The organism is Thalassolituus pacificus, from assembly GCF_025318105.1.
Lineage (GTDB): Bacteria > Pseudomonadota > Gammaproteobacteria > Pseudomonadales > Oceanobacteraceae > Venatoribacter > Venatoribacter pacificus.
The window spans coordinates 112,567-131,754 of sequence record NZ_JAOANI010000002.1 but is presented as its reverse complement, the minus strand read 5'-3'; the positions used below and the strand labels follow the sequence as shown (position 1 = coordinate 131,754).

The window sequence follows — 19,188 nt, the reverse complement described above, 5'->3', positions numbered from 1 at the left end:
ATCATGGCATATCCAGTTGTTTCTATTAACCAACAAAATAACAGCCAGGGCGGAACCAGTGACGTGGAGCGCACGGCGATTTTTGTCGGCCTGAATGACGAAAATGCAGACAGCGCAGTCACCAGTACCGTAAGCGGTACACTGCACTCCATCGGGGCAAGTACAAACCTTGATGACATTCTTGGCGCGGCTGACAGCAATCTGAAAGACCAGATTAATGCCGCCCGCAATAATGCTGGCCCTAATTTTACTGCCTGGGTTGTGCCGCTGTATTCGGTGCTGGGGGACGGTGAAACCGGAACGCCGTATGAAAACCCATTCACGGCAGTTCAATTTGCGCTGGAGCCGCCAAACAATATTAGTCCGGAGATGGTTGTCGTAACAGACCCGGTAACAGCAGACGATTTGGACGACATTCAGAATTCCTGTCTCTTGGCCATTAATGCGCTTAGTAAATACATCACGATTCATGCGGCGGTGGCGGGTATCGCTGATCAGAGCTGGTCTGAATACATTGCAGCGACGAAGGCCATTAGCGGCAATGGTGTGTATGACCGTGTTCATCTGGTACCGCAGCTGCACGGCAATAATCTGGGTGTGGTTATTGGCCGCCTGATGAGCGAAAGCGTTTCGATTGCTGACAGCCCTATGCGGGTTAAAACCGGCGCTGTTCAGTCGCTGGGTAATGCGCCAAAAGATAACACCGGGGTGGCTTTAAACCTTGAACATCTGAAAGAACTGGCTGGTGCGCGCTTCAGTGTGCCGTGGTGGTACAACGGTAAAGACGGCATTTACTGGGCAGATCACATCAGCCTGGATGCCAGTGACGGTGATTTTTCTGTTTACGAAAACCGCCGCGTTATTGATTACGCAACCCGGCGTGTGCGCCTGCTGGCAATTAACAAAGTGGCAGATCGCACGCTTAACGCCAGTGAATCGAGTATTGCTTACCACGAAAGCTACTTTATGCAGCCACTGCAAGACGCAGCTAAGAGCGTAACGCTTGCCGGTGAGCCAACTGCGGGCATGGTGCAGACGCCGGCTGATGGCGATATTGCAATCAACTGGCCGAACACAAAAGAAGTGCAAGTTGCTATGCAGGCGGCACCGAAAAACAGCCCGAAAAAAATCACTGTATATATCAGACTCGACCTGACACGACTGGAGAGCTAAGGCAATGAGCACAAACCGTATTAATGGCAAATCGTTTGATATCCGGGTCATGGGCTTAATGCTTCATGTGGAGTCGTTCAATCTGTCGATTGAAGACAACAGCACGACGGCAAAAAACAAAGGTGTGCCGGATGGCACGCTGGCCGGTGATGTGGCGGCAAGCGGTGAAATTGAATTGGATATTGCCAATTTTATGATTCTTTCGGCTGCCGCCCGTGCTGCAGGATCGTGGCGGAATATTCCTACGTTCCCGATTGATGCTTACGCCAGTGGTGAAAGTTCACGCGGTGACGAGTTGATGCACGTTCGCGCTCATGGCTGCAAGTTGCGTATCAGTGAAGTGTTGAGTATTGACCCGAACAGTACGGATAAAAGCAAAGTGAAATTGCCGTATGACGTGACCAGTCCGGATTTTGTCTGGATTAACGGCACGCCTTATGTGCCGGGTTCTGAATTCGAACTGTTCTGATTTTAAGGGGGAAGTATGTCTGTAAGCGTTCAACAGATTGCGCTGAGTTTGCGCACCACGATTGAGGCGGCACTGACCCGCTTCAATCTTCCTGATTCTGAAGCGGCGGTTCGTCTGTTGCTGATGATTGCTGCACATGAGAGTGGCGGCTTTATGTACTGCAGACAGAAAGGTGGCCCAGCGCTGGGGCTGTTCCAGATGGAACCGGCAACCTATGAATTTTGCCGTGATTACCTGGCACGGACAGGACGATTTATGGCTGTGCCAATGAATTACCCGGCCAGCCGACTGGTAACGGATTTGATTCTGGCTGCGGGCATGGCGCGGGTTTATCTGTATACGATACCGGAACCCTTACCGGATGCAGATGACCTGCAAGGGCTGGCGGAGTACGCAAAAAAATACTGGAACACAGAAGCCGGTGCCGCCACGGCAGAGCAATATCTGAAAGCATTTAAGCAGCATGTGTGGGGTGATGAACATGAAAGCGATTAAAGCACTTTTGGCCGTGCTGGCGGGAAGTACAGGCCTGAGCTGGAAACTGGTGCTTGATGTGCTGGCTGCTGTGCTGGGCCGTATTGCTTGGCCGATTATTATTGAACGGTTATTTACCCGCATTGCTGTCAGCCTGCTGGAAAAGCTGGCTTCGATGAGCACCAACCGTCTGACTAAAGAAACCGTGGCCGACTTTAAAGCCCAGCTGCTGAAAGACGGGCTGAAAAAAGCGCTGGAATAAGGACTGGCTATGGACCCAACAGAATTGCAAAGGCTGGTGCGCGAAGCGGCCGAGGAAGGAACCGAAAATGTCTTGCTTCGGTTGGGTCTGGATGCGTCTGACCCGCTGAAGGTTCAGAAAGACTTCGCTTATATTCGTCAGCAACGCGAAACGTCAGAAAAAATTGGCGGTTTTATCCGCTCATCTTTGATCGCAATTGCGCTGACAGGACTTGCGTCTGTGTTGGTAATGGGCGTCAAAGAAGCACTTAAATAATTAACTGTGGAGTAAGAACATGTCTGAAGAAACCGGTAAAAAAATTGGGCTGACCATTGGTGAAGACGAACTGCGCTTTAACGTAAGCCTGTCGGCATATAACAACTGCCTGAACTCGATGACTGAAAGCAACAAAGTAGCGCCGAGTTTTAACTTTGCGATTGCAACGGTTCATCCGGAAGACAAAGAAAAGCTGATGGTCTGGTTAGACCAGGGACTGGCCACTGATATTGCTGGCCACCTGATGACCGAGTTCCGGCCAAAAGTGCAGATCACCGTAAAGGCATAAGCCGCGCAGCAGAGCGGCTGAAAGAAAATTCACTGGGGCAGGCGCTGGTATTAGCCAGACTGTTTTTTAAGGATGAAAACCCCAGTGAGCAGACCCTTGCTGATGCTGTGTGGCTCTATGGCGATCTGCTGGAAAACATGAGTAACGCAGTTAATAACGGAATCGCCAAGGCATTTAAAGAATGAGTGTTTCAGCTCTGGAAAAACTTCAGTTTGTAGTAGGAATGACCGATATGGTCAGCGCACCACTGAAGGGAATTAATAAAAATCTGACAGGCATTAAGAACAATGCCAATGCCGGGTTTGATTCTATTCGGGGAGGGGCCATTGGTCTGGGTGCGTCATTTCTGGGTGTTAAAACCCTGATGCAGCCAGTGTATGACATGCAGGAAGCGGTCGGCGAAGTTCGCAGTCTGAATGTTGCAGAAGGCGAGTTGAAAAAACTGCAGGACGAAGCGCTGAATTTCTCGGTGGCTTACGGTGAAAGCGCGGCTGAGTTTGTGCGTTCATCGTATGACATTCAATCGGCTATTGCCGGGTTACGAAATGGCGAACTGGCAAAGTTCACTGAAGCCAGCAACGTGCTGGCTAAAGGCACGAAGGCAGACGCCGGCACGATTACCAATTACATGGGCACCATGTATGGCATTTTCTCTGACCAGGCTGAAGCCATGGGAAAAGCCAAGTGGGTGGAGCAGCTGACCGGCCAGACCGCAGCTGCTGTGCAGATGTTTAAAACCACGGGGCAGGAAATGAGCAGCGCCTTTACTTCGGTTGGGGCGAATGCGACCGCTGCAGGTATTGGTCTGTCTGAGCAGATGGCCATTCTTGGAACGCTGCAGTCCACCATGAGCGGCAGCGAAGCGGGGACAAAGTACAAAGCGTTTCTTGCCGGTGTTGCCAATGCCCAGGATAAACTGGGTATGAGCTTCACTGACAGCCAGGGCCGAATGCTGCCGATGCTGGATATTCTGAACAAGCTGAAGGGCCGGTTCGGTGACACGCTGGAAGTTGCGGAAAGCAAGCAGCTGAAAGAGGCGTTCGGCAGTGAAGAAGCCGTTGGCCTGATTAATCTGCTGATGAAGCAGACTGACGGCCTGAGCGCCAGCATTACCAAGCTGGGCCGCATTAAGGGCATGGACAATGCCCGCGATATGGCCAAAGCGATGGTTGACCCGTGGGAGCAGTTCAGGGCGGTTACAGAAGGGCTGCGGATTGCTTTTGGCACAACGCTATTGCCAACCATTAATGACGTGCTGAGCAGCATGACAAGCGGCCTGACCGTGGTAATGGCATGGACAAGGGAATTCCCGCACCTGACCAAGTGGGTGGGCCTGCTTGCACTGGGAATTATCCTGCTGGGTGGTGCGGTTGGTCTTATGTCGGTGATATTTGGTATCGGGCGGGCTGCGCTTGCAGGGTTCGGAATGCTGCTTTTACCTTTCCGGGCAGTGGTCATGGCTGCTATGTGGGCGGTTAAGGGTTACAGCTTGCAGCACATCATTATGGCCACACTCTTTAAGTTGGGCTCTGTCGCTGTGTTTGCATTTTCAAAGGCGATGATGGTTCTGAACTTTATTCTGAAAGCAGTCAGAGCCGCGATGATTTTTATCACAAGCCCGGTCGGGATTTTAATCGCAGCCATTGCCTACGGAATTTATAAGCTGGGCGAATATTTTGGATGGTGGGACAAGCTGAAGAACCTGCTTAACAGCACTAAGTGGGGACAGGCGCTGATGGCATTCCTTGACAAAGTTTTTGAAAAACTGGGTCAGGCTTGGGAGTGGGCAAAAGAGCTGTTCGGGTTTAATGAAATTGAGCTGTCAGCCACTCAGAATTTTAAGGTTAATAAACCAGATATGCCGGATATGTCGTCATGGAAAGACGATATTCCACAAATCGAAACACTGGGTATGAATAAAGCCCAGGTAAGTGGCCCAACAGCCAGGGAAAGTGTTACTCAGATGCTGAAAGGCAGTGATGGTTCTAAAAGTAATTACTTTGGCGGGGTTACTTTCAACGTGGATCAGATGCCAACTCCTGAGCAGCTGGAAGCCTATTCACTGTTAGGGGCGGGTTGATATGAGTACTTATATTGATCTGCTGATTGAAAACGATGACATCGTAACGGATGACGCCGGGCAGCCACTGCTGATAACGGATCGTGATGTTATTGCACAAGACATTAATCACGCTATCCGTGAAAGCGGGTTGCTGTCTGACTTGATCGGTGAACGAAACCAACAGCGCCGGGCGATGATTCGCAAGAAGCTGCGCACAGTCGTAGAGAATGACAGCCGGGTAACACCCGGCACCAGTTCAGTATCTGAGACATTGAGCAGTACGAAAGAAATTTATCTGGTAATTACTGCCGAAACAGAGTTCGGGCTGATTACGATAGGGGCAAACTGATGGCTGATATTGAACGGGCGTCTCTCGATAGCACGCAGCAGTATTTTTATGATCAGGCAAAGGATGCCGGGCTGCCAGTGACAACGGCAGATATAGAGGCCGAATTTCAGAGTAAGGCTGATGCTGCCGGTCTGAAATTTAACAATGACAGCAAGTTTTCACCGTTCTGGAAGTTCTTGCGGTCGGTGGCTGTTTATCCATTTCAGCAGCTTATTGCTTTTGTGATTACTGGTGTTATGCCGAATCTGTTTTTGAAAACAGCTGCAGGCGTCTATCTGGATATGATCGGCTGGAGTCGTAATGTAGAGCGGAAAAAGAAAAAGGTGCTGAATGGGGTTATTCAGTTTAACCGCGATAGCACCGGCTCCAGTTTATCGGTTAAAGCCGGTACTTTGATTAAAACAGCCGCGATTAACGGTAGGGTTTACCGGGTTATTACGACGGCAGAAGGTATTTTTACCAGTTCAGATTTAAGCATTGATGTTCCGGTTAAAGCTGAAAATCCCGGATCTGAATACAACCTTGCTGCGGGTTACTTCTCGTCTCTGGTTACCCCTATCACCGGAATAACCAGTGTAACGAATACAGAGAACTGGATTACAACACCAGGAACGGACGATGAAGAAGACGACGATTACCGCGAACGGATCAGGGCGCGTTTCCCGTCGGTTTCTGACTGGCATGTAACAGCGGTTTATAAGTCGATCATTGCTGAACAGATCGGCATTGATTACAGCAAAATTTATATCGAGTACAACACCGCGCCACGGGGGGCAGGCAGTGCTGATGCTCTGGTGGTTTTTGATGATGGCGTTTCGAGCAGCGAATACCTGAATAAAGTGAATACGTATATTACTGACCAGGGCTATCACGGTCTGGGTGATGACCTTCGCGTTAAGCCATTTCCGGAGACGCAGCACAATATTGTGGCCGCTCTTTATGCTGTAGCGGGTACCAGCGCTGCTGATATGACGGCTGCTGCAGATAAGGCTGAACAGATTATACGTTGTGCATTTCGTCAGAATTCCGCTTATGAAGTTGAAAAGACCTGGTATTACAAGCGCTTTTCTATGTCAAAGCTGGCTTCAGAAATTATGAAGCGGATTCCGGTGTTAACGTCGGTTGAATTTAATATCGGCGATATTGTCAGCGAAGCAAATATTCCACGACTGCAAACGCTGACGGTATCCATTACTGAGGATGCAGCCTGATGGATAAAATCAGTCTGGTGTTCTGGCAAAAAGGAACAAAGGAAAAAGCAGATGCGCAGGGGTTTGCCAGCTTTCTGGATGAATGGTGGCAGCAATGCAGAGAATGGCTTGCGTGGCCTCTTAAAGCTTTGAGCCCTGAAAATGCGCCTTTGTTTATGGTCGATCTGCTGGCAGATGAATGCGATGTTCAGCGTTATAGCGGCGAGCCAGAGAGCCTGTACCGGTTACGGGTAAAAACGGCTTACGCCAATGCGAAGGATGCCGGAACTAAGGCAGGGCTAGAACGAATCTGGGCGCGGCTCGGGCTTGGGTATATCGAGATCAGCGAACGGGAAGACGCGGAAAACTGGGATATTGTCCGGATTAACGTGACAGAAAGCATTATTTCAGAAAAACCGGAACTGCTGAAAATCATTGTTGAAAAGTATGGGCGAACTTGCCGCCGCTATGAATATACAACTGTGGCCAATATTGACTTAAACATTCTGTCCGCAAGCGTGGAACACTTTACCGATAACATGACGGCAAAACTGGAGCTTTAACCATGGCTGTTATCACACATGCAGGGGAAACCCTGATCAGAAATAAAATTCAGGCAGCGGAAGCACTGAATATTGATTCGGTGGTATTCGCATACATTCCGGGTCTGGACCACACTGCAACACCGGACAGGGCGGAAGGAATGCCGGTGCTTCTGGATACACTGCCGGTTACCAGCGCTGCAAATGTGAATGAAGATACCGTTGTTTATTCAGTGACTATGCCGTCTTCGCTGGGTACCTGGACGTTTAACTGGATGGGGCTTTATTCCTCTGCAGATGACACGCTGGTTGCAACTGCTTATTTGCCGGATCAGGAAAAGCGTGCAACCGTTGGCGACAATATCGGTAACGTGCTGACTAAAAACTTTGCAATTGAGTTTAACGGCGCTGCTGATGTTACCGGCATTACGATAGCGGCTGAAAGCTGGCAGCTTGATTACACCGGGCGGCTGCGCTCAATGGATGATATTCAGCGCAATGCGATGAAGGCTGTGTTCGGTAATGAAGCGTTTGAAGGCAATGCATTTAAGGTTGTGTATTCGGACGGCGCTTATCAGGTTTCAGCAGGTGTCGCCGTGGTCGGCGGCCTTAAAACCGTGCTGTCTGAAGAGCTGATCGTGACAACAGGTACACTGCCCCAAACTGTTTGGTTGGATGTGTATCAGCAGCGAACCATGGCAGGAATTGAAAACGTATGTGACGTAATTCTGAATGATGGTGCCCTGTTGCCTGATTATATGGACGGCGATATGACCCACTCTTTGGTAAAGGTGGGTGTCATTAATTCAACGTCTAATATTGTCGATCACCGTGGAATTGTTGTTGACAGTCTTTCACGGCTTTCTATGGCAACTGAGAACAGCAGGGGGTTAATGCTGCTTGCATCTGCTGCTGAAGTCTTGGCCTACGACAATGCAGAAAAAGCAATTACGCCGGCCACTCTTGGAGCTGCGGCTAAAAGTACAAATTCTGCCGGTAAAATTGTTAAGCGGGATGCGTCCGGAAATTTCAGCGCAGGAACTATTACAGCGGATTTGAACGGTAACGCAGCAACAGCCACAAAACTGGCGACAGCACGAACCATTGGCGGTGTGTCATTTGATGGTTCGGCCAGTATTGATCTGCCAGGTGTTAACAAACCTGGTAATCAGAGCACCACCGGTAATGCAGCAACGGCCACGAAACTGGCAACAGCGCGCACCATTGGCGGTGTGGCGTTTGATGGTTCGGCCAGTATTAATCTGCCAGGTGTAAATACGCAGGGTAATCAGAACACCACGGGCAATGCAGCGACAGCCACAAAACTGGCGACAGCGCGGACTATTGGCGGCGTGCTGTTTGATGGCTCGGCCAATATTAATTTGCCGGGTGTTAATGCTCCAGGTAACCAGAATACTACGGGAAATGCAGCAACGGCGACGAAACTGGGGGCGCCGCGCAACATTGCATTAACCGGCGATGTAAGTGGAAGTGCATCATTTGATGGCGGTTCAAATGTGTCTATTACGGCCGTTGTAGTGGACGACTCGCATAACCACAGCGCCATGCGAATCTCATCTATTTACCCTGCTGTTGCAGGAGTTGCTATTGCAGGAATCTCTGCCGGTTCAAAGGGCGCACATGTTTACGCCAGGCACGCTACTGTAAACTCGGCTTCTATTACTTATGGCGCAAATTATTCCGGTGCCAGCCTGTATACATCAGGGGTTTCCGTTTTTTTAAGCGGTGATCAAAACCAAGCCGGTGTCGGGGCCGGTGGGCAACTATCTGGCACGTGGCAGGCAAGAGGAAGTTGTTCGGCTATGGGCGGATCGCGTTATGCATCGACTTTATTTGTGAGGATTGATTAATGAATGCTTTATGTAAAAACCCAAAATACAACGCTAATGGCAGTATCGATGTTGATGTAAACCACCCTATTCATGGCTGGATTCCATTCACCGCTTCACCAACCGATACGGAATCACACGGACTTTTAATTTATCAGGCGGCGGTATCGGGGGCTTATGGTGATGTCGCGCCTTATATTAAAAGTCAGGAAGAAATTATGTCCGAAGTGTTGGCAGAGCGTGACCGCCGGGTTTATTCCATTGATCAGGTTGCCATGAATCCTATTCGCTGGGGTGCGTTAACCGATGAAGAAAAGGCCGCAATGTCTGAAGCCCGCGACAGCTTACTTGCTATTGAACAGCAGGCAGGATTTCCGGAAAACATCATCTGGCCGGATATGCCGGTAAACATCTGATAAATATTAATGGTGTCTTATGTGGCGTTCGGCTGTTAGATCATCACCGTTATGGGCTTTTGATTCTGCTACTTTAGCGAGTCAGAGCGGCGCTCTTTCTGCGGTCGTTCTGCCTGAAAATATTGCTGAATCAGGCAGCCTTCAGGGCAGTATTGATATAAGCGCCAGAGCAGAATTAAACGCATACCGTCAGACGATGGACACTATCTGCATTACGCCATGGAATGCCGGAATTCCTGACCGCTCTACGCTGTCGATGGCGTCAACATTAACGCCAGAAACCGCGCAGAGTATTCTGGCTGACCATGCAGCAGGCTTTGACGCAGTGCTGGCATTTTTAGTACCTGCCGACAATGCAGGGCAGTTGGCTGATGGTCTGCGGGTGCTGAATTCTGCAGTGCCTTCTGCATCGTTACAGCAGGCGCTGCGTCATGCTGAGGCACTGATTAATCACGATAAGAAAAAAATATTTATCAATCAGGATGACGCGAATCTGGCATGTGAAACCAATGGTCAGATGACTGGACCAGGTAATCAGTTGAATGATGCCAGCATGGTTGTGTCCCTGGGGGAATCCGTGGCAGGAGACACTGACCCTGTTGCGATACTGCAGGACTTTTTGTCCGCAAGAAGCAGCAGGCACCAGGAACAGGCGGCAGCGATGGCTGCACATGGTGGCTCCGTTGATTTGGCGCTGTATTTAGCCGGTGATATACCGGCACAGCTTGAATCTGTGACTGTTCCATCTCCAGAGGCGCCGCTGTGCGTGTTATTCGCTTATATGGGCAGAGCTGATGCTTTGGCACCATTGAAAGCAGAGGTTGGCTTATGATTTTGGAAAGAGACGGGAAGACGACAGAAATTAAGCTGAAGGACTTGGCCACGTCGCTAAAGCTGCCGATTAAAACTCAGGATGCCAGCGGTAACAGCAGCGCTACAACGAAACTGAACACAGGGACAAAGGCAAAACAGATTAGTGTTAGTGGCCGGATTGGTTTTAAAGATGCTGGTGATTTAACAGAACTGATTAAATTAGCCGAAGCGCTGGAAGATGACGGCAGCAGAGCGGTGTATACCATCGTGGATGAAACCGCAGACGCAGCCGATATTACCCGCGTTATTTTTGATGGCGATCTGGATGCGCGGAAGGTTCCGGATTTACTGGCGTGGGCTGTTACCTTTTCATTCTCTGAATATTTGAGTACTGCGGAACGGGCAGAGGCAATCCGTAAGGCAGGGGCTGCTGCCGTTGTAACAGATAGCATTTTGGGTGAAGAAGTATCCGGAAGTTCCGAATCTGATTCGGCGATAGATAAAGACGGATTTGTTTATAAAGCGCTGAAGAAAGTGGAAGGCTTTTTAAGTGGGTTTGATTCCTGATGCGTATTGACCACCGGTTAAAAATTAATAGCGAAATGGCAGAGCGCATAAATCACATGGTAAGGCTTGAGGTGACAACACCGGGCCGGGGGATCATCACTGCGAAGCTGAATTCTGTGCCTGCTGTAGGGCAGGGCGTGGAGCTTGAATCAGTTCTCAATGACTCAGGCTGGCGGCCTTTGCTTTGGGGCTTTATTGAGCGCGTTTCTCAGATTAATAACGATGTATGGCAGTTAGCTGTGCGCGAATTATCCGCGCTGGCTAACCGTCGAACTCCGCTTAATCTGAGACATTGCTTGCCTGCGGATGTGTTGGCAGAAATCGGTACTCAGACCGGCCTGACGTTTGTCTTACCAGATCAGCCGTGGACAAAGCAGCAGATGTCACGCTTTCAGCATATTGGCGGTGGCTATGGTGCGCTGGATAACATTCTGAGGGTGTGGCAGGTAACGTCCGGCATCTGGAGTCAGCAACCGGACGGACGCGTTTATATTGGCGAGCGTGCGCAGAGTCTGCAGGGCAGCAAAACCATACAACTAGACCCGGCTATATTTTCAGGATTAACAGCAACCGGCGGCACTATTCCGCTGCTCCCAATACTGCGCCCAGGTGCAAGTATTCAGGTCGGAGAGGGCAGCACACAGGTACTGCATAGCATTGATATTACAGACGATAAAATGCGCCTGCAGTGGCAACCCACGTTAAGCAGCAGTTATATCAGGGCGATTGCATGAGCGATGATTTAAGGCGTCAGATAGTGCGCCAATTCCCAGAGCTGGCAGCCGGTTATCATTTGCCTATGATGGCAGAGGTAACGGCAATACCTGATGCACCGAAGACCGGCGGCGTCAGCGATAATTACCGGCCGCGTCTGGCTGTTGATGTGCAGCTATTAAACAGCAGTTACCAGGAAACAGGAATCAAACTGGATGCTGTGCCGGTGGGGATTGTTGGCGGTGGTGATGAGCGCGGATTTTTTGCGCTGCCGAAAAAAGGAACCATCGTGGAACTGGCATGGCTGAACGGATCACCGGAACGGCCTTTTGTGCGTAGCATCCTGGGAGAACGTCAGGCGCTGCCGCAAATGGATGCGGAAGACATGGTTTGGCAACAGTCGCAAGCAGCGCGGCAGTCTGTCGATAAGGCAGGCAACTGGATCAGGGAAACAGACCAGAAAATAACAGACAGCTGCCATACGTTGGATCAGGTTATTCAGGAAGTCATCCGCACAATTGGTACCGAAGCAAGCCGGGTGCTGGGACACAGCCATGAGGATATTGCCGGCACAAAAAAAGTAGAGGCTGCAGCAATCCTTTTGCTGGCTGAAACGGTTGTTAATATTCTGACGGCAGGAAATATCAATCAGGTGGCCGGTGCCAACATCACGCAGAGCGCAACCGCAGAACTGCGTCAGGCTGCATTAAAGATCATCGCAAAAGCAGGGGCTGATATTACGGCGGAAGCCGGGGGAAGTATCACACACCAGGCTGCCGTAAATTTCAGCGCGAAAGCAGCAAAGGTTCATATCGGGCCAGACGGCAATAACGTACTGAAACTGATCAGTGACACCATGGCCCAGGTATCAACAGCAATGCAGCAGATAGCGCTGCTCACAGTCACCTGCACAGCTCCGGGTAGTCCATCGTCGGTACCAGCAAATGCTGCTGCATTCGCCGCTGTGAAGGCCAGCGTGGACAGCCTGAAAACAACGCTGGACAGCATCACGCTGTAACCAGAAAACTATCCGCACACCAGCCCGCCGGTAAGCACATTACCCGCGGGCTTTTTTATTGTTCAAAATCCGGAACAAAAAAACACACAAGGGGGCAGCCCAGCCAGCTACGGCGCGCCTTCCGAATATTTTCCCCTGATGAGATACCGGCCAGCCCAGTAACCACGAGTAAAAAGCCTTCCAGCAAAAAAAAGCACTCCTCCTCACCACACCTGCGGGCCTTTCTCAGCGGATTTGTGCGGTTTTATTGTGTGTGCAAATGGGACAAAAGCCGCGCCAGCACTGGGGCTGATAGGGGGAGTACTCAATTGCACGAAGTGCGGAAAAGTGCAAAGCAGTGCGGATGCTGGAAAAGAGAGACGCGAAGAACGTCAGGGAATACGTGGGGTTCCGGTTAGTTTAGCGAATTGCACAAGTGTGCGGATGAAAGCGAATCAGGCGGGAATTGTTGACACAAAATTTGACACGGAAGGCCTGAAAAACCTGATTTGACACGCTAATGACACATTCGGTTTTTGTTGGGGTCTTTCTGTAACCTATTGATTTATAAGAGGTTGTTTGGCCTCCCCACAGGGACTCGAACCCCGATCGTCCGCTTAGGAGGCGGATGCTCTATCCTGTTGAGCTATAGAGAGAGGCGGGCATTTTAACGGCTGACAGCAGCGCTGTCAGCCTTTGTTGTTAAACGTCGCCCAGAGATTCTTCTTCGAGATCTTTATGGTGGCGCTCTTCCCACTGGAATTCGGTGATCAGGCGGTCGAGATAACGCTGTGCGGTGGCGGATATCATGGAGAAGGCGAAGCCGCAGATGGTATTGCCTTCCTCATCATTAATGATGTGACGGGCTTCTAAACTGCAGTCCATGGTGTTTTCTTTATTAAAGCGGACTCTGGCGATGGGGAAGTCGCGCTGCTCTTCCAGGCGTTTTTTTACATTGGCACTGAAATGGGCTTTAAAACCACTGGAGGACAAATCAAGCAGTCGCCCCAGTAAATCGCCTTCGCCATCGTTCATTTTGATTTTCAGCAGAATGTTGTGCGCAGGAGGAACGGCAACGCGATACGCGGTGCGTCGTTGCAGATAAAGCACCTGCTCTGGAAATTCGGCGCGGTATTGCTCTTTTTGTGGCTGGTATTTCAACCGGCCGGTCATACGGAATTCAATCCGGACGCCTTGGCTGTCGCATTCTATATGGAAGCGCTTTCCTGCACGGATAAGGTCATTCCCTTGTTGCGGGATCACTTTATCCATAAAAAAGCTTCTGCTCTTAAAATCCGTTTGCGGAATAGCGGATGTGAATTCTTCGTCACTGCCATCAATTCGTACTTTAACGGGTGTCCCCATCAGTACGATTTTACGCAATGCTCCGTAAATATCTTCTGCTTCATCGAGCAGATATTCTTGATTGTTTTCCTCAGACATTGCCCTTGGTTCCCAGACATGATCAGACCTGAATGTACCCTTGTCCCTGCTTCAGGCTGCTTGCTTTCCCTTTATCGTTATATAAGTGTGGATCATTCTGCTGACCACGCAAGATTTTAAGTTTTTGCAGGGTGCGATGACGGGCATGAAGGACGATGTCCGATAATTGAATGGATAATGTCTGATTCTTTTTATATTGCTTTTCCAGTCCGAACCACAGGGGGCGAATACTTGCCGCTGCGGCAATGTCCGGATGCTTCAGGCATTGCGCTGATTGAGGCAGACCGGAGCTTTTCATCCATTGCAGGCGCTTGGTAGCCTGTTCTTGTAACTGGCGGAGGCAGAGTGTTTTTTCTTCTTGCAGGCTTTGCAGGCTTTGAATATCGCTGGCTGACAGAGCATCCCGTTCGCTCTCAAGAATCGTGTGGATTCCCGTGACCAGTTCCAGCTCGGTTTGCAGGAAAGCTGAAAATTGTGCGATGTCTGTGCTCATAGGAGTTCACTGCTTCAGTTGAGACGATCCTCAAAATCAAGCATTTTTCCTGCCAGCTTTTCATAGTCAATTTTGTATTCGCCTTTATCAATGGCGCTGCGGATGCGTTCAACGGTAGCATCGTCGACGTCCGGCATTTCACGGATTTCGGCTTCAACCTGCTGAATGCTTTTGCTGCTGGCGCTCAGTTTTACCTGATCGGTAAATCCTGCGCTTTCCTGCGCTTTGGCGGTAGGGGCCGGATCTTTGCTGGCCGGTTCGTTACGGGTGCGGGTATTGTTGTCCACTCCACCAGTTAACTTATTGATATTCATAGATAAATCTCCAAGCCAGTTAGGCATTTTACACTCCTGCATAGGTGTTATCGGCGGCTGTTATTGGAACTTTAGCAATTTTTTGAAATTTTATTCGACTTGTACTAAGCCGCGACCGGCTACCCGTCCGAAGACGATTTTCTGGGATTGCTCGTTGCGCACGCGGATACGCTCATCCAGACGGCCGTTTTCCAGCGCGGTACCGTTCATCTGTATCTGAATACCCGGCCGGTTAACCCGGATTTTAACGCGTTCGTTGCGGCTGATGATGATTGGCGGATCCAGCATATCCGGGCTGAGCACGGTGCCGGCACGCTGGCTGCGACGCGAAACCTGCTCATTTACATCCTCTTTGCGGATGTAGTAACCCTTCGTCAGTTCGCCAATGTCATGGCGAACCATGGATATATCGGCCGATGTTAATGGTTGATCAGCACTGACTGCCTGTCGGAGCACCGCCACCGGTTTATAGATATGGAGTTGCAACGCCAGATGTTGTTTCCAGTACGGCGCGCTGCAGCTGAGTTCAAGCCCGTTTCGTCCTGCCTGTAAGGGCTTAACCAAGGCAAGTTCAAAACCTGCGGCGCAGTCCGGCAGTTGGTAGTTTGCCTGTAAGCCGGGAAAAGAGATGGCGCTGTCGGCTTTATCACCGCTGATTTCCTGCCAGCGTTTGAGCAAGCGTTGTTCAACCTCTTTTTGCCAGTCGGAAGCCTGAGCCAGCGGCGCGCAAAGCAGCGCTATGCCGGCAAGGAAAATTGCAGCAAATATCCGACGATGGCGCAGGTTCTCTACTATGCTCATAAACACGTGATACTGAATGTCATTTATCTGGCGTTGAATCTAAGGGTTCAACAGGTACAGCAAAGGTCGTGCCGGATCGTTTTTTTGGGAGCTTGTTATGGCAGGTGTGTTAGACACAGTGAACCAGCGCACACAGCTGGTCGGTGAAAACCGGCTTGAGTTGTTGCTGTTTCGCGTCAATGGACGGCAGGTTTATGGCATCAACGTCTTTAAAGTTAAAGAGGTTTTGCAATGCCCGAAACTGACAATTCTACCGGGCAGTAACCCGGTGGTTCGTGGTGTGGCGCATATCCGCTCGGGCACGATTCCGATCATGGATATGAGCATGGCTACAGGTAACACGCCGTTGCAGGACCTGAAAACGGCTTTTGTGATCATCACCGAATACAACCTGAAGACCCAGGGGTTTCTGGTTGCCGGTGTCGAACGCATTATCAATATGAACTGGGGTGACATTCATCCACCACCAAAGGGGACAGGCCGGGAGCATTATCTGACCGCCGTTACCGAGGTTGATAAGCAGCTGGTGGAAATTATTGACGTTGAAAAAATTCTGGCTGAAGTGTCACCGGTTAATGAGCAGATCAGTGAAGGTGTGGTCACCGACGATGTTCAGCAAAGAGCACGTGCCCGAAAAGTACTGATTGTTGATGACTCCAAAATTGCCCGTAAACAGGTCAGTCGTTGTCTGGAAAACATTGGCGTTGAAGTTGTCGCTCTCAATGATGGCCGCCAGGCATGGGAGCATCTCTATGGTATTGCCGAAACCGGAGAAAATATCAGCGATCATTACATGATGATGATTTCTGATATCGAAATGCCGGAAATGGATGGTTATACCCTGACAACCAGAGTACGGGGAGACAGCCGGATGGCGGGTTTCTTTATCGTGCTCCATTCCTCGCTCAGTGGTGTCTTTAATAAGGCGATGGTGGAGAAGGTGGGGGCCAATGATTTTATTGCCAAGTTTGATCCGGACATTCTGGCAGAACGGGTAGTACGACAAGTGAATGCAGCGGGTTAGGCCATGTGGATGAAATTATGACCAAAGAAATGTCAGTGGATGAATATAACCGCTTCCGGCAGATGCTGGAAAAAAGCAGCGGCATCATGCTCGGAGAGGGCAAAGAATATCTGGTTACCAGCCGTCTGCGACGCATGATGGAACGTGAGTCGGTGGCCAGTATTTCAGACCTGTTGGTCGCTATGGAGCGCAACCGCAGCCTGCAGGAAAGTGTGATTGATGCGATGACGACCAATGAAACTCTGTGGTTTCGTGATGAGCATCCATACCGCATTTTCCGCGAAAAACTGCTGCCGGAGTTTGCGTCGCAGCGGCGTCCGTTAAAAATCTGGTCAGCGGCGTGTTCTACCGGGCAGGAACCTTATTCTCTCAGTATTGAGATGGAAGAGTTCAGAAAGAAACATCCTGGTCAGCTGATGGCGGGTGAGCGTATTACCGCAACGGATATCTCTCCCAGCTCTCTGGCGTCGGCCAAAGAAGGCGTGTATCAGCAACTGGCTATCCGCCGTGGTATGAATGATCAGCATCTGAAAGTGTACTTTGATGAGGTTGATTCTGACCGCTGGCGTATTAATGCCCAGGTGCGCAGCCGGGTCGATTTCCGTGCACAGAACCTGCAGCAGAGCTTTTCGTTATTGGGGAAATTCGACATTATTTTCTGCCGCAATGTGTTGATCTATTTTTCCGCCGATCTGAAGCACGATATCCTGAGACGCATGCATGGCAGTCTGAATCCGGGAGGCTATCTGATGCTGGGCGCTTCAGAAGCGATGAATAACCTCGGTGATTACTTCGAAATGGTGCAGTGCCATCCGGGTATTGTTTACCGGGCGAAGAAGATCGGAGGGGCATAACCTGCTTGCCGCCGGTCGGTAAAGGTTTGCCGTTGCCGTCGGATTGCCGCTCTGTTGCCGCCTTTAAAGGCGGCTTTTTCTTTTTAAATCCTTGAAAAACAACAAAAAAAATATTTGGCACAAGGGTTGCTATCTTCCAGTCATAGTCACGTAAGAGAATCGGATTATGGCCTCTATCAATTTCACTAATGCCCTCGGCGTTCACCCTTCTGCACTCCAGCTGCGTGCTGCGCGGGCAGAGATATTGGCGAATAATCTGGCCAACTCCGATACTCCGGGATTCAAAGCCCGTGACATCAACTTTCAGGCCGTTCTCGCCGGAGAAGTCAATTCCCGTAACAGCGTCGCCATGGAGCGTACCCACAGTGGCCACCTCAGTGGCCATAGCCAGCGCGACGATGAGCTGCTGTACCGTAATCCCATTCAGCCGTCGATTGATGGCAATACCGTCGATTCGCAGATGGAGCAGGCTCTGTATGGCCGCAACAGCATGAATTACAACGCCAGCTTTGAGTTTCTGAGTGGCAAATTCAAGGGCATGAAAGGCGCGATCCGGGGAGAATAAGTATGTCGTTATCGAATGTATTTGATATTGCCGGTTCCGGCATGAACGCCCAGTCGATCCGGATCAACACTACCGCCAGTAACATTGCCAATGCGGAAAGTGCTTCCAGCTCAGTGGATGAAACCTATCGTGCGCGCAAACCCTGGTTTGCGGTAATGCATAAAAGCTTTATGGAAGTGAATGCCAATAATGAATTTCAGAGCATTGAAGACGGTACCGGCGCCGGTGTGCAGGTGATGGGGATTGTCGAAAAAGATGCGCCGCTGCAACAACGCTTTCAGCCGGATCATCCGATGGCGAATGAAGATGGTTATGTGTATTACCCGAATGTGAACATCGTAGAGGAGATGACCGACATGATGTCCTCATCCCGCAGTTATCAGATGAATGTTGAGGTGCTTAAAACGGCCAAACAGATGCTGCAACGTACATTGAGTCTGGGTCAGTAAGGAGCAGGTTATGGCAATTAATGAAGTTGGTAACAACACTGCTGCGCTGGATCAGTACCGCCAACCCAGTAACAGCACTGAGCCAAAAGATAATGAGTTAGGGCGTGATGCGTTTCTGGAATTGATGGTGGCGCAGCTGAATAACCAGAACCCTCTGGAACCGACCGATAACCAGGCGTTTGTGGCACAGCTGGCGCAGTTTTCCACCGTGGAAGGTATCGACAAACTCAATACCACCAGTGAAAACATGATGTCGCGCTTTAACTCGGCATCGGCGCTGCAGGCCTCCAGCCTGGTGGGTCAATCGGTGATTGTCGAAGGTAATGAAACCGGTCTGCTGCTGAGTGGCGGTGTGGTCAGTGGTTACACCGAAGTGCCGGACAGCGCCAGTAATCTGCAGCTGAGTATTGAAGATGAGAACGGCGTATTGCTGGAACAGATTCCTCTGGGTAACCGTACGTCAGGTTCCATGTCGGTACGCTGGGATGGTCTGAATATGATGGTGGATGGCGAAATTATCGACATCGATGTGAATAAGCTTAACCGCCAGGAATATTACAAAGACGAAGACGGTGAGCTGGTGCTTGATGCTAACGGCGACAAAATTCCTGTGCCTTATCCGGCCGGCGAGTACGTGTTTAAAGTCACCGGCACGATGGGTGGCAAGTCAGAAGAGTTAGGAATGCAGATGAGCTCGCGGGTCGACAGCGTCACCATGAGCGGCAGTGGAACGGTCACTCTGAATCTGGCGGGTGGCCGCAGTGCCTCGCTGGATCAGATTAAACAGATTCTGGATGAGTAGTTCGGAACGGGCAACGGAGAC

26 protein-coding genes and 1 tRNA gene are annotated in these 19,188 nt (G+C 50.4%); 22 read left to right on the top strand and 5 right to left on the bottom strand.

Translation table 11 applies throughout. The features are described from left to right. The first annotated feature begins 3 nt into the window (after nucleotides 1-3). The 17 genes from NYR02_RS00670 (at nucleotide 4) to NYR02_RS00595 (ending at nucleotide 12,443) form a co-directional block, all read left to right on the top strand. Nucleotides 4-1,173 carry a DUF2586 domain-containing protein gene (locus NYR02_RS00670; RefSeq protein WP_260974467.1) on the top strand — a complete coding sequence of 390 codons (1,170 nt, stop codon included), beginning with the start codon at nucleotides 4-6 and terminating at the stop codon, nucleotides 1,171-1,173. Between the two features lie 4 nt (nucleotides 1,174-1,177). Then, nucleotides 1,178-1,642 carry a phage protein gene (locus NYR02_RS00665; RefSeq protein ID WP_260974466.1) on the top strand — a complete coding sequence of 155 codons (465 nt, stop codon included), beginning with the start codon at nucleotides 1,178-1,180 and terminating at the stop codon, nucleotides 1,640-1,642. A 15-nt stretch (nucleotides 1,643-1,657) separates the two neighbouring features. Further along, nucleotides 1,658-2,137 carry a hypothetical protein gene (locus NYR02_RS00660; protein WP_260974465.1) on the top strand — a complete coding sequence of 160 codons (480 nt, stop codon included), beginning with the start codon at nucleotides 1,658-1,660 and terminating at the stop codon, nucleotides 2,135-2,137. Continuing rightward, nucleotides 2,124-2,378 carry a hypothetical protein gene (locus NYR02_RS00655; protein ID WP_260974464.1) on the top strand — a complete coding sequence of 85 codons (255 nt, stop codon included), beginning with the start codon at nucleotides 2,124-2,126 and terminating at the stop codon, nucleotides 2,376-2,378. Before NYR02_RS00660 ends, NYR02_RS00655 begins: the two co-directional genes overlap by 14 nt. 9 nt (nucleotides 2,379-2,387) lie before the next feature. After that, nucleotides 2,388-2,633, top strand: a complete 246-nt coding sequence (locus tag NYR02_RS00650; RefSeq protein WP_260974463.1) for a hypothetical protein — start codon at nucleotides 2,388-2,390, stop codon at nucleotides 2,631-2,633. Between the two features lie 19 nt (nucleotides 2,634-2,652). Next, the gene (locus tag NYR02_RS00645) at nucleotides 2,653-2,922 is read left to right on the top strand and encodes a putative phage tail assembly chaperone (protein WP_260974462.1); all 270 of its coding nucleotides are present in this window, start codon (nucleotides 2,653-2,655) and stop codon (nucleotides 2,920-2,922) included. Then, complete coding sequence (locus tag NYR02_RS19560) at nucleotides 2,919-3,107, top strand: DUF6890 family protein (RefSeq protein WP_420864288.1); 189 nt, start codon at nucleotides 2,919-2,921, stop codon at nucleotides 3,105-3,107. The genes NYR02_RS00645 and NYR02_RS19560 overlap by 4 nt, the downstream gene beginning before the upstream one ends. Then, a complete protein-coding gene (locus tag NYR02_RS00640; RefSeq protein ID WP_260974461.1) occupies nucleotides 3,104-5,002 on the top strand; it encodes a phage tail tape measure protein in 1,899 nt (632 codons plus the stop codon). Before NYR02_RS19560 ends, NYR02_RS00640 begins: the two co-directional genes overlap by 4 nt. A 1-nt stretch (nucleotide 5,003) precedes the next feature. Beyond that, the gene (locus NYR02_RS00635; protein ID WP_260974460.1) at nucleotides 5,004-5,333 is read left to right on the top strand and encodes a DUF2590 family protein; all 330 of its coding nucleotides are present in this window, start codon (nucleotides 5,004-5,006) and stop codon (nucleotides 5,331-5,333) included. Further along, nucleotides 5,333-6,544 (top strand): baseplate J/gp47 family protein, encoded by a 1,212-nt coding sequence (locus tag NYR02_RS00630; RefSeq protein WP_260974459.1) that lies wholly within the window; start codon nucleotides 5,333-5,335, stop codon nucleotides 6,542-6,544. Before NYR02_RS00635 ends, NYR02_RS00630 begins: the two co-directional genes overlap by 1 nt. Next, nucleotides 6,544-7,086 (top strand): phage tail protein, encoded by a 543-nt coding sequence (locus NYR02_RS00625; protein ID WP_260974458.1) that lies wholly within the window; start codon nucleotides 6,544-6,546, stop codon nucleotides 7,084-7,086. Before NYR02_RS00630 ends, NYR02_RS00625 begins: the two co-directional genes overlap by 1 nt. 2 nt (nucleotides 7,087-7,088) lie before the next feature. Next, complete coding sequence (locus NYR02_RS00620) at nucleotides 7,089-8,936, top strand: phage tail protein (protein ID WP_260974457.1); 1,848 nt, start codon at nucleotides 7,089-7,091, stop codon at nucleotides 8,934-8,936. Continuing rightward, nucleotides 8,936-9,331, top strand: a complete 396-nt coding sequence (locus tag NYR02_RS00615) for a phage tail assembly chaperone (RefSeq protein ID WP_260974456.1) — start codon at nucleotides 8,936-8,938, stop codon at nucleotides 9,329-9,331. Before NYR02_RS00620 ends, NYR02_RS00615 begins: the two co-directional genes overlap by 1 nt. Nucleotides 9,332-9,656: 325 nt before the next feature. Next, nucleotides 9,657-10,163: a hypothetical protein gene (locus tag NYR02_RS00610; protein WP_260974455.1), complete on the top strand. Its 507-nt coding sequence runs from the start codon at nucleotides 9,657-9,659 to the stop codon at nucleotides 10,161-10,163. After that, nucleotides 10,160-10,711 (top strand): baseplate complex protein, encoded by a 552-nt coding sequence (locus NYR02_RS00605; RefSeq protein ID WP_260974454.1) that lies wholly within the window; start codon nucleotides 10,160-10,162, stop codon nucleotides 10,709-10,711. The genes NYR02_RS00610 and NYR02_RS00605 overlap by 4 nt, the downstream gene beginning before the upstream one ends. A gap of 137 nt (nucleotides 10,712-10,848) precedes the next feature. Then, nucleotides 10,849-11,445 carry a hypothetical protein gene (locus tag NYR02_RS00600; protein ID WP_260974453.1) on the top strand — a complete coding sequence of 199 codons (597 nt, stop codon included), beginning with the start codon at nucleotides 10,849-10,851 and terminating at the stop codon, nucleotides 11,443-11,445. Beyond that, entirely contained in the window at nucleotides 11,442-12,443 is a 1,002-nt protein-coding gene (locus NYR02_RS00595) for a hypothetical protein (protein ID WP_260974452.1), read from the top strand. Before NYR02_RS00600 ends, NYR02_RS00595 begins: the two co-directional genes overlap by 4 nt. A gap of 559 nt (nucleotides 12,444-13,002) precedes the next feature. Here the strand turns inward: NYR02_RS00595 and NYR02_RS00590 are convergent. The 5 genes from NYR02_RS00590 to flgA form a co-directional block, all read right to left on the bottom strand. Beyond that, a tRNA-Arg gene (locus NYR02_RS00590) sits at nucleotides 13,003-13,078 on the bottom strand. Nucleotides 13,079-13,124: 46 nt separating this feature from the next. Continuing rightward, entirely contained in the window at nucleotides 13,125-13,865 is a 741-nt protein-coding gene (locus tag NYR02_RS00585; protein ID WP_260974451.1) for a flagellar brake protein, read from the bottom strand. A 22-nt stretch (nucleotides 13,866-13,887) separates the two neighbouring features. Next, entirely contained in the window at nucleotides 13,888-14,358 is a 471-nt protein-coding gene (flgN, locus tag NYR02_RS00580) for a flagellar protein FlgN (protein ID WP_260974450.1), read from the bottom strand. 14 nt (nucleotides 14,359-14,372) lie between these two features. Next, nucleotides 14,373-14,699, bottom strand: coding sequence for a flagellar biosynthesis anti-sigma factor FlgM (gene flgM / locus NYR02_RS00575; protein WP_260974449.1), 327 nt, complete (start codon nucleotides 14,697-14,699; stop codon nucleotides 14,373-14,375). A 63-nt stretch (nucleotides 14,700-14,762) separates the two neighbouring features. Next, nucleotides 14,763-15,473 carry a flagellar basal body P-ring formation chaperone FlgA gene (flgA, locus tag NYR02_RS00570; protein WP_260974448.1) on the bottom strand — a complete coding sequence of 237 codons (711 nt, stop codon included), beginning with the start codon at nucleotides 15,471-15,473 and terminating at the stop codon, nucleotides 14,763-14,765. 97 nt (nucleotides 15,474-15,570) lie between these two features. On the opposite strand from flgA, the gene NYR02_RS00565 reads away from it, so the two are divergent. The 5 genes from NYR02_RS00565 to NYR02_RS00545 all read left to right on the top strand — a co-directional run bounded on the left by NYR02_RS00565 (nucleotide 15,571) and on the right by NYR02_RS00545 (nucleotide 19,167). After that, the gene (locus tag NYR02_RS00565; RefSeq protein WP_260974447.1) at nucleotides 15,571-16,497 is read left to right on the top strand and encodes a chemotaxis protein CheV; all 927 of its coding nucleotides are present in this window, start codon (nucleotides 15,571-15,573) and stop codon (nucleotides 16,495-16,497) included. A 17-nt stretch (nucleotides 16,498-16,514) separates the two neighbouring features. Further along, entirely contained in the window at nucleotides 16,515-17,351 is an 837-nt protein-coding gene (locus NYR02_RS00560) for a CheR family methyltransferase (RefSeq protein WP_270049451.1), read from the top strand. A 166-nt stretch (nucleotides 17,352-17,517) separates the two neighbouring features. Beyond that, nucleotides 17,518-17,916: a flagellar basal body rod protein FlgB gene (flgB, locus tag NYR02_RS00555; RefSeq protein ID WP_260974446.1), complete on the top strand. Its 399-nt coding sequence runs from the start codon at nucleotides 17,518-17,520 to the stop codon at nucleotides 17,914-17,916. Nucleotides 17,917-17,918: 2 nt separating this feature from the next. Then, entirely contained in the window at nucleotides 17,919-18,365 is a 447-nt protein-coding gene (gene flgC / locus NYR02_RS00550; protein WP_260974445.1) for a flagellar basal body rod protein FlgC, read from the top strand. A gap of 10 nt (nucleotides 18,366-18,375) precedes the next feature. After that, nucleotides 18,376-19,167, top strand: coding sequence for a flagellar hook assembly protein FlgD (locus NYR02_RS00545; RefSeq protein ID WP_260974444.1), 792 nt, complete (start codon nucleotides 18,376-18,378; stop codon nucleotides 19,165-19,167). The last annotated feature ends 21 nt before the right edge of the window (nucleotides 19,168-19,188 follow it).

Excerpts from the sequence above, each read along its gene's own strand:
- flgB (WP_260974446.1), top strand. The coding sequence starts at position 17,518 with ATGGCCTCTATCAATTTCACTAATGCCCTCGGCGTTCACCCTTCTGCA.
- NYR02_RS00655 (WP_260974464.1), top strand. The coding sequence starts at position 2,124 with ATGAAAGCGATTAAAGCACTTTTGGCCGTGCTGGCGGGAAGTACAGGC.
- NYR02_RS00620 (WP_260974457.1), top strand. The coding sequence starts at position 7,089 with ATGGCTGTTATCACACATGCAGGGGAAACCCTGATCAGAAATAAAATT.
- NYR02_RS00630 (WP_260974459.1), top strand. The coding sequence starts at position 5,333 with ATGGCTGATATTGAACGGGCGTCTCTCGATAGCACGCAGCAGTATTTT.
- NYR02_RS00545 (WP_260974444.1), top strand. The coding sequence starts at position 18,376 with ATGGCAATTAATGAAGTTGGTAACAACACTGCTGCGCTGGATCAGTAC.
- NYR02_RS00615 (WP_260974456.1), top strand. The coding sequence starts at position 8,936 with ATGAATGCTTTATGTAAAAACCCAAAATACAACGCTAATGGCAGTATC.
- NYR02_RS00565 (WP_260974447.1), top strand. The coding sequence starts at position 15,571 with ATGGCAGGTGTGTTAGACACAGTGAACCAGCGCACACAGCTGGTCGGT.
- flgN (WP_260974450.1), bottom strand. The coding sequence starts at position 14,358 with ATGAGCACAGACATCGCACAATTTTCAGCTTTCCTGCAAACCGAGCTG.
- NYR02_RS00645 (WP_260974462.1), top strand. The coding sequence starts at position 2,653 with ATGTCTGAAGAAACCGGTAAAAAAATTGGGCTGACCATTGGTGAAGAC.
- NYR02_RS00560 (WP_270049451.1), top strand. The coding sequence starts at position 16,515 with ATGACCAAAGAAATGTCAGTGGATGAATATAACCGCTTCCGGCAGATG.
- NYR02_RS00640 (WP_260974461.1), top strand. The coding sequence starts at position 3,104 with ATGAGTGTTTCAGCTCTGGAAAAACTTCAGTTTGTAGTAGGAATGACC.
- flgC (WP_260974445.1), top strand. The coding sequence starts at position 17,919 with ATGTCGTTATCGAATGTATTTGATATTGCCGGTTCCGGCATGAACGCC.
- NYR02_RS00595 (WP_260974452.1), top strand. The coding sequence starts at position 11,442 with ATGAGCGATGATTTAAGGCGTCAGATAGTGCGCCAATTCCCAGAGCTG.
- flgM (WP_260974449.1), bottom strand. The coding sequence starts at position 14,699 with ATGCCTAACTGGCTTGGAGATTTATCTATGAATATCAATAAGTTAACT.
- NYR02_RS00660 (WP_260974465.1), top strand. The coding sequence starts at position 1,658 with ATGTCTGTAAGCGTTCAACAGATTGCGCTGAGTTTGCGCACCACGATT.
- NYR02_RS00670 (WP_260974467.1), top strand. The coding sequence starts at position 4 with ATGGCATATCCAGTTGTTTCTATTAACCAACAAAATAACAGCCAGGGC.
- NYR02_RS00585 (WP_260974451.1), bottom strand. The coding sequence starts at position 13,865 with ATGTCTGAGGAAAACAATCAAGAATATCTGCTCGATGAAGCAGAAGAT.
- NYR02_RS00665 (WP_260974466.1), top strand. The coding sequence starts at position 1,178 with ATGAGCACAAACCGTATTAATGGCAAATCGTTTGATATCCGGGTCATG.
- NYR02_RS00625 (WP_260974458.1), top strand. The coding sequence starts at position 6,544 with ATGGATAAAATCAGTCTGGTGTTCTGGCAAAAAGGAACAAAGGAAAAA.
- NYR02_RS00635 (WP_260974460.1), top strand. The coding sequence starts at position 5,004 with ATGAGTACTTATATTGATCTGCTGATTGAAAACGATGACATCGTAACG.
- NYR02_RS00605 (WP_260974454.1), top strand. The coding sequence starts at position 10,160 with ATGATTTTGGAAAGAGACGGGAAGACGACAGAAATTAAGCTGAAGGAC.
- NYR02_RS00650 (WP_260974463.1), top strand. The coding sequence starts at position 2,388 with ATGGACCCAACAGAATTGCAAAGGCTGGTGCGCGAAGCGGCCGAGGAA.
- flgA (WP_260974448.1), bottom strand. The coding sequence starts at position 15,473 with ATGAGCATAGTAGAGAACCTGCGCCATCGTCGGATATTTGCTGCAATT.